Annotated in this window: 9 protein-coding genes and 1 pseudogene; 7 read left to right on the forward strand and 3 right to left on the reverse strand. The window is 52.6% G+C overall.

Going from position 1 to position 10,402, the window contains the following annotated elements; genetic code table 11:
* Positions 1-100 precede the first annotated feature (100 nt).
* Both AC4GL5_RS13170 and AC4GL5_RS13175 read left to right on the forward strand, forming a co-directional pair.
* The gene (locus tag AC4GL5_RS13170; protein ID WP_490383254.1) at positions 101-1,168 is read left to right on the forward strand and encodes a bifunctional nicotinamide-nucleotide adenylyltransferase/Nudix hydroxylase; all 1,068 of its coding nucleotides are present in this window, start codon (positions 101-103) and stop codon (positions 1,166-1,168) included.
* A gap of 508 nt (positions 1,169-1,676) precedes the next feature.
* The gene (locus tag AC4GL5_RS13175; RefSeq protein ID WP_490383255.1) at positions 1,677-3,083 is read left to right on the forward strand and encodes a nicotinate phosphoribosyltransferase; all 1,407 of its coding nucleotides are present in this window, start codon (positions 1,677-1,679) and stop codon (positions 3,081-3,083) included.
* 88 nt (positions 3,084-3,171) lie between these two features.
* On the opposite strand, the gene AC4GL5_RS13180 is transcribed toward AC4GL5_RS13175, so the two are convergent.
* Positions 3,172-4,029: an MBL fold metallo-hydrolase gene (locus AC4GL5_RS13180; RefSeq protein WP_490383256.1), complete on the reverse strand. Its 858-nt coding sequence runs from the start codon at positions 4,027-4,029 to the stop codon at positions 3,172-3,174.
* A gap of 150 nt (positions 4,030-4,179) precedes the next feature.
* Complete coding sequence (locus tag AC4GL5_RS13185; RefSeq protein WP_490383257.1) at positions 4,180-5,109, reverse strand: AraC family transcriptional regulator; 930 nt, start codon at positions 5,107-5,109, stop codon at positions 4,180-4,182.
* 174 nt (positions 5,110-5,283) lie between these two features.
* Here AC4GL5_RS13185 and AC4GL5_RS13190 point away from each other — a divergent pair, with 174 nt between their 5' ends.
* A complete protein-coding gene (locus tag AC4GL5_RS13190; RefSeq protein WP_490383258.1) occupies positions 5,284-5,820 on the forward strand; it encodes a peroxiredoxin-like family protein in 537 nt (178 codons plus the stop codon).
* 289 nt (positions 5,821-6,109) lie between these two features.
* Here AC4GL5_RS13190 and AC4GL5_RS13195 read toward each other — a convergent pair whose 3' ends face one another.
* The gene (locus AC4GL5_RS13195) at positions 6,110-6,265 is read right to left on the reverse strand and encodes a hypothetical protein (RefSeq protein WP_490383259.1); all 156 of its coding nucleotides are present in this window, start codon (positions 6,263-6,265) and stop codon (positions 6,110-6,112) included.
* A gap of 58 nt (positions 6,266-6,323) precedes the next feature.
* Here AC4GL5_RS13195 and AC4GL5_RS13200 point away from each other — a divergent pair, with 58 nt between their 5' ends.
* From AC4GL5_RS13200 to AC4GL5_RS13215, 4 genes and pseudogenes are all read left to right on the forward strand, one after another.
* On the forward strand, positions 6,324-7,265 hold the full coding sequence (locus tag AC4GL5_RS13200; RefSeq protein ID WP_490383260.1) for a formate dehydrogenase accessory sulfurtransferase FdhD: 942 nt from the start codon (positions 6,324-6,326) through the stop codon (positions 7,263-7,265).
* 65 nt (positions 7,266-7,330) lie between these two features.
* Entirely contained in the window at positions 7,331-8,239 is a 909-nt protein-coding gene (locus AC4GL5_RS13205; protein WP_490383261.1) for a substrate-binding domain-containing protein, read from the forward strand.
* Between the two features lie 196 nt (positions 8,240-8,435).
* Positions 8,436-9,689: a YeeE/YedE family protein gene (locus AC4GL5_RS13210; protein ID WP_490383262.1), complete on the forward strand. Its 1,254-nt coding sequence runs from the start codon at positions 8,436-8,438 to the stop codon at positions 9,687-9,689.
* Positions 9,690-10,172: 483 nt separating this feature from the next.
* Positions 10,173-10,402 (forward strand): annotated as a pseudogene (locus AC4GL5_RS13215) (hypothetical protein); the annotation flags it as partial.

Consider the following 10,402-nt stretch of genomic DNA (forward strand, 5'->3'; position numbering starts at 1 on the left):
GTTCAAGGCGTTCCGGCCACCTGATGATCAACCTGGCATCAGGCAGCAAACCTGTGGGATAGACCCGCAGATTACTTTTTAACGGCAAGGAGCTTGCTGTATGAAACACTCTATTGAACAACCCACTTTTGATTTTGCGGTTTTTATTGGTCGCTTTCAGCCTTTTCACAACGGCCATCTTCAGGTGGTACGGGAAGGGTTAGCTCAGGCTGGCAAGCTGATCGTGCTGATTGGTTCCTCCTGGCAGGCCCGTAACCCCCGCAATCCCTGGCTGCACACCGAGCGTGAGCAGATGATGCGCGCCTGCCTTACGACAGAAGAGAATGATCGCCTGATCTGCCTGCCGCTGATGGATGTGCCCTACAACGATGAACTTTGGGTGCGTAATGTGCAGACCACGGTTTCCGGCCTGGTGACCGCGCACCACATCGCCCCGCACCAGCCAGCGCGAATCGCTCTGATTGGCCACAAAAAGGATCACACCGGTTTTTATCTGAATCTGTTTCCCCAGTGGCAGAGCATCGGTGTTGAGAATCATCAGAGTATCAGTGCCACACCGCTTCGGGAGCTGTTTTTCAGTGCACAGCGTGAGACGTTGCTGGCAGCAGAAGACAGTCCCTTGCCGCAGGCGGTACGCCAGTGGCTGGAGGATTTTGCTGCAGAGGAAGAGGCCTATCAGCAGATCAGTGATGAGATCGCTTTTGTTCGTCGCTACAAGGAGGCCTGGCAGGCCGCGCCTTACGCGCCAACCTTTGTCACGGTAGACGCTTTAGTGGTGCAGTCCGGACATATTTTACTGGTGGAGCGTCGGGCTAACCCCGGTAAAGGGCTGTGGGCGCTGCCTGGTGGTTTTGTTGATCAGGATGAACGTTTGTTAGATGCCTGTCTGCGGGAATTGCGGGAAGAGACGCGCCTCAAAGTCCCGGCACCGGTACTGAAAGGCTCGATTAAACGCCAGCAGGTGTTTGATGACCCGCATCGTTCCGCCCGGGGCCGCACGATCACTCATGCTTTTCTGATCGAGCTGGAAGCCGCTGCCAGTCTGCCTAAGGTCAAAGGTGGCGATGACGCCCGCAGCGCCCGTTGGGTGCCGCTGGGTGAGCTGCAGCCGCAGCAGATGTTTGAAGACCACTACTTTATTATCCAGCAGTTGCTGGGCACGGCGTAAACGGGAATTGCCCTGTTATCACCCTGTTAAACGCGATCTAAGGATGGGCTAAGTTCAAACCTGAGCTTAGCCCGTTACTGTTCGGCCCCTTGTTTTTGGGCTTATTACTTTTCGGCCTACTGCTTTTCAGATCGTTACTTTTCAGCCTTCTTCTTTCATCTTCCCGCTAACCGGATGACTCCGTTTCGCTTAGCTTATCCTGTCTTGCTGATTTCTTGTTCTTCGGCTGCCTTTTGAGGCGACATTAAAGCGGAGTTCAAAAATGTGTGATTCATCATAAAAAATGCTTGCTTTAATAGTGGCCTTAAGCCACTATATGTTCATCGGAACAGACAAGAGCCTGCAGCGGGAACCGCGGAGGCTCAGCTCTTAACAGGGTTTAGTTCCGAACAGGGTTAGTCACGCACAGAAAGCGTTAATGATTGACCCTGAATTGATTCACCCTGAATTGATTCACCGCGCCGGACAGACCAGCGTGGTTTCTTAAACTGACCGGAGGATTTCCGTGATGAAAAACTTTATTCTGAATACCGACTCTTACAAAACCTCTCACTACCTGCAGTACCCACAGGGTGCGGAAGTGGTTTCCAGCTATATTGAATCCCGCGGCGGCGATTACGCTGAAACCCTGTTTTTTGGTCTGCAGGCCTATATCAAAGAAACCCTGAGCCAGCCGATTACCGCTGCCGATATCGACGAAGCAGAAGCGGTGCTTACTGCCCACGGTTTGCCGTTTAACCGCAGCGGCTGGCAGTACATTCTGAATACTTATCAGGGTTATCTGCCGATTGAGATTCAGGCGGTGGCTGAGGGCAGTGTTGTACCGACCGGTAATGTGCTAGTGCAGGTGAAAAATACCGATGCTAATTGCGCCTGGCTGACCAGCTATATCGAAACCTCGCTGTTACGCGCCATCTGGTATCCGACCACAGTGGCGACGGTGTCCAAAAGCTGTAAAAACATTATCGCCCGCTATCTGGAAGAAACCGCCGACAACAGTGATAGTCTGGGCTTTAAACTACACGACTTTGGTGCCCGCGGAGCCAGTTCTGAAGAGTCTGCCGCCCTGGGCGGGGCTGCACACCTGATCAACTTTATGGGCACGGATACCTTGTCGGGTTTAATGGCGGCCCGTCGTTATTATGGCGCGGAGATGGCGGGCTTTTCGATTCCGGCTGCGGAACACAGTACGATTACCAGCTGGGGCAAAGACGGAGAATCCGCCGCCTACGCCAACATGCTCGCACAGTTCGGCAAAGAAGGTCAGCCAGTCGCCGTCGTTAGTGACTCCTATGATCTGTGGAACGCCATCGATAACATCTGGGGGGATGAGCTGAAAGTTCAGGTGCAGCGGATGGGTGGAGTACTGGTTGTGCGTCCCGATTCCGGAGTACCGGTAGAAGTCGTACCGGAAGCGCTGGAGCGACTGATGGCTAAATTTGGCTATCGCATCAACAGCAAAGGCTATCGGGTGCTGCCGGATTATATCCGCTTGATTCAGGGCGATGGCGTCAGTGTCAAATCCATCGAAGCGATCCTGGAAGTACTGAAACAGCGTGGCATTAGCGCCGAGAATATCGCCTTTGGCATGGGGGGCGAGCTGCTGCAGAAAGTAAACCGCGATACCCAGAAGTTTGCCATGAAAGCCTCAGCGATTCAGATCAACGGCCAGTGGCGGGATGTGTTTAAATACCCGATTACCGACCCGGGCAAACGCTCCAAGCGCGGCCGTTTGGCGCTGATTGCAACCGAAGTCGGTTATAGGACTATTCCGGAGCAGGAGCTGAAAGGCCGCGAAAACCTGCTGCAGACCGTCTACCGCAACGGTGAGCTGTTAGTGGAGCGGGATTTTGACCAGATCCGCGCCCGCTCTGAAGCACCTGTAGTCGTCCGGATGCAAGACAGCGCAGCCTGAGTTGGTTTTCACTCAAGCAACAATCGAAACCCCGCAGGGTGAATACCTGCGGGGCTTTTGTTATTCGGGGCTGTTAAAAGATGTTTTCTTAATCGTGTTGTTTAGCGCTATCCGCTGTAAACGCCTTCAGATCCACCTTCAACGCCTGTCGGATCAGATTGATCTTAGAGAAGTTATAACCGCTCAGGTAACAGGCGAGTTCTTCTTTACCCAGCAATTTATTGCTGATCGCCTTCTCTTTTAAACCTTCTTCCCTAAGCTGTTGCACCTGCTGGCAGAGGTTCAGCATATTGGTCAGCTTCTCCTGCATCGCCTGCTTGCCCTGTTCCAGAATCCCTCTGTGTGGGCAAAAGATCACCTGAAAATCCAGCTCCAGCACCTTTTGCATACTGTGCAGAATCTCTGTCAGGTTTTCGTCCTCCCGCATCATACGCAGGGACTTGGAGATATAAAGATCACCGCTGAACAGCCAGCGCCGCTGGGGCAGGTAAAAGCAGTGCAGATCTTTTGCGTGTCCCGGTGTGTGGATTGCCTGCAGCTCACCAAAGCCATCGAGTGTCATAGTCTCCGGCAGGGGTTGAGTCTTCACTGGCTTCGGATCACCCCAGATCACCCGCTGCATCATCGGGGTTTTATAACCCTCGCTGAATTTGTTTACCGCCTGAGTGGGGGCGAAAGGAGTTACGCCCAGCAACTCCGCAGCATTGGCGGCATTTCCGCTATGATCTTCATGGTGGTGGGAGAGCAGAATCCGGCTGATCGGCGCTTCTTCAATAAAGTGCTTACTTTCCGGCCACTGATTCGACGGGCCGGTATCGATCAGGGTGTCACCCAAGTGATAGAGGATAAAGGTGGTGTTAATCCCCAGATTCAACCGGCCAACCCGAGCGCCTTCCACATGGAATCCCTGATCATCGGTATAACTGTAGCGTTTGCGTATTGGCATGGGTGAACCTAGCGATTGGTGGTTGTATCAAACAGGTGTTTGAATGTCAGTCTACCACTGCCGCCTGATGGTGATAGGGAATTAATTAATGGCAGGAATAAAACGGGGTGCTGCCTGGGGTAGGCCTGACATAAGCGGTTATGTAACCGCTTATGCCTCAAAAGTATCTTCCTTGGCGATCTCGCTAAAACTCCCTCCCTTCTTATAAAACCCCGGTGGGTGGCCGGTAACCTTCCGGAATGCCCGCCGGAAGGCGGTCTCACTCTGATAGCCCAGTTCATCTGCGATGGCAGCGATACTCTCTGTGCCGCTGCTGATCTTCTTGCAGGCGATACTCATCCGCCAGTGGGCGAGGTAATCCGCGGGGGTAAAACCTACCACTTCCCGAAAGCGTTTACTGAAGGCGGTGCGGGACATGCCTGCGGTGTTGGCGAGTTCCTCTAACGTCCAGTTCTCGCCGGGGGTGTCGTGAATGCCGGTCATGGCGCGAGCCAGGCGCAGATCACTCAGGCCGCCGAGCACGCCGGTGGCAACTTTCTGATTCGCCATCAGATGCCGCAACAGATTGACCAGCAGCACCTCCGCCAGTCGGTTAACCACTGTGGTATGGCCGCAGCGTTGTTGACCGGCCTCCTGAAACATCAGCTCCACTAAGGGTTTCAGATTGGAGATCTGACTCTCACTGGCTGGAAGATAAAGCAGAGCGGGCAGGGTGCTCTGCAGCAGGTTCAGCTCCTGATTTGGCTCACGATGTAAAAAGGCGATATCGATCTGAGTCACGACCGCGGCGGGTTGCTGATCAAAACCGACACCATCTTCCCGCAGCTCTTCACACAGCTCTTCACGCAGTTCGGCCAGCTGATGGGCATCGCCTCTGGGGAGCCAGATCAGATCCCCGCATTGGCAGTTCAGTGTTTGCTCATCGTATGGGGTTGTCAGCTGCAGGCGACCGCTCTTCACCAGATAGAGTCTGCTGCAGTCATCCTGCGGGACAGAGAGCGCCCCGTCATTGAGATTACTCTGGCTGACATGGCGGGCTTCCGGCTGGAAGAGGTTAAGAAGGGCGCTGAGTCGATCCATAAAGATTCCGTCAAATAACCAAGGGAAACAATCTGTTTTGTACGAACTGCTATTAAAGATAGCAAAACTGCGTACTGATCGTACAGTAAGTTCACCTATGCTTTCTCCATCGACACAGGTTTGTCGGGCAATGACCCCGACAGCAGAGTGATTTAACTTTTGGAGAGAACGAATATGGTTACGCCTTTAATGCCTCGTCAGTCTGTACCCGCGCTTGATGTAAACACTGTGGGTGGTGATAGCTGGAGTCTGGAAGATCAGCATCCGCAAAACTTCACCATGGTGGTGTTCTACCGTGGCTATCATTGCCCGATCTGCAAAAACTACCTGACGGAACTGAACCGTCTGGCGGATGACTTCGCTGCTAAAGGTGTGTCGGTACTGGCGCTGTCCAGCGACACCGAAAAGCGTGCAACAGCGGTGAAAAACGAATGGGAACTGCCGAACATCACCATAGGTTATGGTCTGACTGCGCAGCAGGTGAAAAACTGGGGGCTGTACACCTCTGCCGGTAAAGGCAAAACTTCTATCGGTGTAGAAGAGCCAACGGTATTCAGCGAGCCTGCTATCTATCTGGTACGTCCGGATGGCACGCTGTACTGGGGTAATGTCAGCACCATGCCATTTGCCCGTCCGCACTTTAAAGAGATGCTGGGTGCGCTGGATTTTGTGATTAAAAATGATTATCCGGCCCGTGGCGAGCTGATCTGATCGAGGGTTTTATCCTAGGCTATTAGTTTGGATGGCTGCTTGTTTAGATGGCCGCATAGCCTGAAATGACACGCATAGGACAAAATGTCCCATGCGTGTCATTTTGTCTTTTAAGGTGATTTGCTGCCGCTTCAGGATCTACCTGCCTGAGTGAACCGGGTGTTTATTGGCAGAAATAATTGATCGCTGATTTATTTTCCCGATTCCGGTTTCTGAAGTTCCATTTCCTGAAACTTAATCCGGTTAAAAGCCCCTTCGTGACCCATGGGTTCTGCCTGTTCCGGGTTTGCTAATTTTGTCTCCCTTTGCTGCTGATTTTCCCTTTGGCGCACTTTTCTTCTCCGTTACGGTCATTTTTTATCCCTGATTTTCTTTTTTTAGCCCGTCGATAGATAAAACAGGAATGATCTTTGCTGTTTTCTATAACCGAATTCAGGGTGGTCATTTTGACGCTCCCCAGATGCGCTACCGAATAATGAATAATAAAAGTGACGTGACCCGATATGACAATGATAGAGACCGACAAGCAAAACGCTGAAGCAGCTGTCATCAGTCAGGCCAGTGCTGAGCTGACACAAACCACTCAGGTATTCGATGAATACGGCCAGATTCGTGAGATCGCCATCGCAGGTGAGCGCCCGCTTACCCTTTATCTCAATAAACGCGAAATCGTCACCCTGATGACCTTAGGTGCCGAGCCGGAAGCACTGGTGCTGGGCTATCTGCGCAATCAGGGCATGGTGAAAGCGTTCAGTCAGATCCGCGCTGTGCAGGTGGATTGGGATGTAGAAGCCGCTGTGGTGGTTGCCGATGAGATCGGTGAGGAGCTGGAAGAGAAGCTGGCTCATAAAACTGTCACCACAGGCTGTGGTCAGGGTACGCAATACGGTGCGCTGATGGATGATCTGGAAACTATCCAACTGCCGAGCTTTAAGGTCGCCCAAAGCGATATTTATCGCCTGCTGAAAGCCCTGAACGAATATAACGAAACCTACCGCTCTGCCGGTGCGGTACACGGCTGCGCGCTGTGTGCGCTGAACCCTGAGTCGGCAAACCCTGATGCAGAAGAGGAAAACCGCGCAGAAGTGCTGGCCTTCTCAGAAGATGTTGGTCGTCATAACGCCGTGGATACGCTGGCGGGTAAACAGTGGCTGACGTCTACACCAGAAAATCCTACGCCTATGGTGCGTGAGCAGATGGTGTTTTACACCACAGGCCGTCTTACCTCAGAGATGGTGATTAAGGTCGCTCGTATGGGTATTTCCGTACTTCTGTCCCGCTCCGGTGTGACCGCCATGGGGCTGGCGCTGGCAAAGCAGCTGGGCATTATGCTGATCGCCCGCGCCAAGGGGCAGCACTTTATGTTGTACGAGGGCGCAGAGCGCTTCGACTGGGACGCACCGCCACCGGTTCGCCCTAAATCGCCGTCCCGTAAAAAAGATTAATAAGCCAGTCCGGCTTAACCCGATTTCAAATAGAACCCCACGCTTTTTGAACCTGAGAGAACGCTATGTCTGAAGTGATCGCCGATACCCTTTTTATGAACGTAAAGCAGGTGGCTGAATACCTGCATCTGAACGAGAAGAAAGTTTATGCCCTGGCCAGTGAAGGCCAGATTCCGGCGACCAAGGTGACAGGTAAGTGGCTTTTTCCGAAGAAACTTGTGGATCGCTGGCTGCTGGAATCCTGCCATAGCGGTCTGATGGCAGACCGTCTGCTGCTGACCGGCAGTGATGATCCTTTCCTGCAGGCGATGATGCTGCGTCTGCCTTCTGTGGTGGGTAACAAGGCGCTCTACAGCTACAGTGTGACCGGCACTCGTATGGGGTTAAGTCTGCTTTCTCAGGGGCATGCAGATGTAGCGGCGATTCACTGGGGGCGGGCAGAAGAGAGCCATCTGCGCCATCCGGGGCTGGTGCGTCAGTTCTCCCATTATCGTCAGTGGGTGCTGATCCATGCCTTTAAACGCACACAGGGCTTAATCGTAAACCCTGAGTTTGAAACCGATGATGCCGACAGTCTGCCGATGCACCGCATGCGCTGGGCGATCCGTCAGGAAGGCGCGGGTTCACAGCGTTTTCTGCAGGAGTGGCTGACCGGCCAGCAGATGCAGGAGTCGGATCTGAATATCTCGGTTCAGGCCTTTAGTGAGCGGGAGATGGCCTCGATGATCTGTCGGGGTGATGCGGATGTCGGGCCGGGTAGCATGAGTGCCGCCCGTGAATATGACCTCAGCTTTATTCCTGTCTGTGAGGAGGCTTTTGATCTGGTTGTGCCCCGTAGCGTTTATTTTCGTGGCCTGTTTCAGCAGCTGTTTACTTATATGCAGAGTAAAGAGGGAAGGGCGCTGGCAGAGGGACTTGGCGGTTATGACCTGAGCGAATGCGGCAAGATGGTCTGGAATGGTGCTGAGAGTTAAGCTTTCAGCCCGATTAGGGGCGAGACTAAGCGCTTTATAACCCCTTGAAAAAAGACGATATTTTATTGTCTTATTATTAGCTTATAGCGTTTTTGTCTTAGTCAAAGATTGATCTATATCAGTGCGCTATTAAAATCAGTGTCTGCTGCAGCGCCACATTTGTGGCGTTTTTTCGTTTTAAGGTCGGAATAACACCATGAATGTAAAAGAGTATCTGAGCGGCTTTGCACTGCTCGGTCTGGTATTGCTACTGGGGGCGATCGCCCTTGAATCTGCTATTTTCTTCCGTTTACTGATCGGTCTGGGCTTTGGTTATGCCCTGACCCGTGCCTCACTGGGCTTTGCCGGTAGTGTGAATCGTGCCTATCGTGCGGGTTCTACCCGCCTGATGCGCGCCCTGATGCTGATGTTTGTGGCAACGGCTATCGCATCTACCGCCTTCCTTTATAAACAAGATCCGACCCAGATGGGCTTGTGGGTTAACCCGATTAATGCCGGTCTGATTCTGGGCGGCCTGATGTTTGGTTTTGGTATGTCCTTCGCGGGTTGCTGTGCCTCCGGCGTACTGACTTATTTCTCCAGCAGTTTGGCGCGCCCTGCGTTGGTGCTGTTCAGCTTTGGTATGGGGGTTTTTCTGGGCTTCCCCCTGCAGGCACAGGAAAGCTGGATTCGTGAGAGCTGGGTTTCTACCGCCACCTTTGAAGGCAAAGGCGTTTACCTGCCGGATCTGTTCGCCGGTGGCCCTATGGACGGTTACTTTGGTGCGATTCTGCTGACCGCCCTGTTTGCCGGAGTTGTGATCTGGCTGGCGCAGCGCTACGAGCATCGCCGTAAGAAGGAGGACACCTTTATCGGTGTTGCTGCTGAGAAAGAGCAGCTGGAAAGCACCCCATCTGATATCGCTCAGCACCCGTTTTTCAGCCGTGAAACCTATCAGGCGTTGTTTGTTAAACGCTGGACGATGACAACCGGTGTTGCCGTGATTGTGGTGCTGTTTACCCTGCTGATGGGTGTCACCGGTTCCGGCTGGGGCGCATCGTCTCCCTTCGGCTTCTGGATTGGTCGCCTGCTGATCGCCGTGGGTGTCGAGCCTGCTGCCATCGCCGCCTTTACCCATCGCCCGGAAGGCGTGTTTACCATGCCATTTTTCAGTCATCCGGTGAACGTACAGAACATCGGTATTATGCTGGGCGCTGTGATCTCAATGCTGCTGGCGGGGCGTTTCCTGAGTGGTATGAGCCGCATGCGCTTAGGCGGGCAGGAAGCGACCATGCTGGTTATCGCAGGCCTTGCCATGGGACTTGGCACTCGCTTCGCCAACGGCTGTAACGTCGGTGCGCTATACACCCCGATTGCTAACTTCTCCCTGTCGGGCTGGATCTTCCTGATCGTGATGGTTGCCGGTGGCGTGTTCGGCAACTGGCTGGGTAAAAAGATGAAGAACGCCTGATCGGTGTTTGCATCCCCTTGTTAAAACGCCCCGCTGCTGAAAAGCACCGGGGCGTTTCGGTGTTTGGAGCGCAAGCGCCTCCCTGTAGACCCGGATCGACTCATTCCAGCGCAATACGTTGTAATGCATACCCCAAGCAGCATCCTGTATATCGTTTCAGCTGAGTTTTTGATGGTTTATACAGTATATTTTCTGTTTTCTCGCAAACTGTGCTCGCTTTGCCCGACTTAATGCGCGGTTTACCCCAGTGCGAGAAATGGATAAGCTGCAAAATCAATGAATTATGGAAATCGTGCTTGCCATTTTTTATAAGAGTGCAGGCAATGTTTAATTGTGATAACGCGCATGCGCGTTTAGCAGGGAAGCAGTCAGATCAGAAAATGAATTTTTCCTTTCTAATCAACCTCTTTTCTCATTTTTCGACGGTATATTGAAATCGTCAAAACGCGCATGCCTGATATTAGAATGTTAGGTTTCAGAACTATGAAAGATCCGTGGGAAGACAGAACCAAACCCAGCATAGAGCACATCGCTTATTTGTTTGGAAATGAGGTGGTGGGCGCATTCCTGGTTGGCCATCTAGTTCTTGAGTCAGTACTGGTGCTAATGCTCGAAACAAAGCCTAATGATTCTGACAAGGGTGGGTATTTCGATTGGAGCTTTTATAGAAAAGTTAATGCTGCTGAAGCAAGAGACCTAATTCATCACGAAAT

The organism is Oceanospirillum sp., assembly GCF_982874595.1.

Coding starts and splice junctions, on each gene's coding strand:
- AC4GL5_RS13170 (WP_490383254.1), top strand. CDS start 101: ATGAAACACTCTATTGAACAACCCACTTTTGATTTTGCGGTTTTTATT.
- AC4GL5_RS13175 (WP_490383255.1), top strand. CDS start 1,677: ATGAAAAACTTTATTCTGAATACCGACTCTTACAAAACCTCTCACTAC.
- AC4GL5_RS13180 (WP_490383256.1), bottom strand. CDS start 4,029: ATGCCAATACGCAAACGCTACAGTTATACCGATGATCAGGGATTCCAT.
- AC4GL5_RS13185 (WP_490383257.1), bottom strand. CDS start 5,109: ATGGATCGACTCAGCGCCCTTCTTAACCTCTTCCAGCCGGAAGCCCGC.
- AC4GL5_RS13190 (WP_490383258.1), top strand. CDS start 5,284: ATGGTTACGCCTTTAATGCCTCGTCAGTCTGTACCCGCGCTTGATGTA.
- AC4GL5_RS13195 (WP_490383259.1), bottom strand. CDS start 6,265: ATGACCACCCTGAATTCGGTTATAGAAAACAGCAAAGATCATTCCTGT.
- AC4GL5_RS13200 (WP_490383260.1), top strand. CDS start 6,324: ATGACAATGATAGAGACCGACAAGCAAAACGCTGAAGCAGCTGTCATC.
- AC4GL5_RS13205 (WP_490383261.1), top strand. CDS start 7,331: ATGTCTGAAGTGATCGCCGATACCCTTTTTATGAACGTAAAGCAGGTG.
- AC4GL5_RS13210 (WP_490383262.1), top strand. CDS start 8,436: ATGAATGTAAAAGAGTATCTGAGCGGCTTTGCACTGCTCGGTCTGGTA.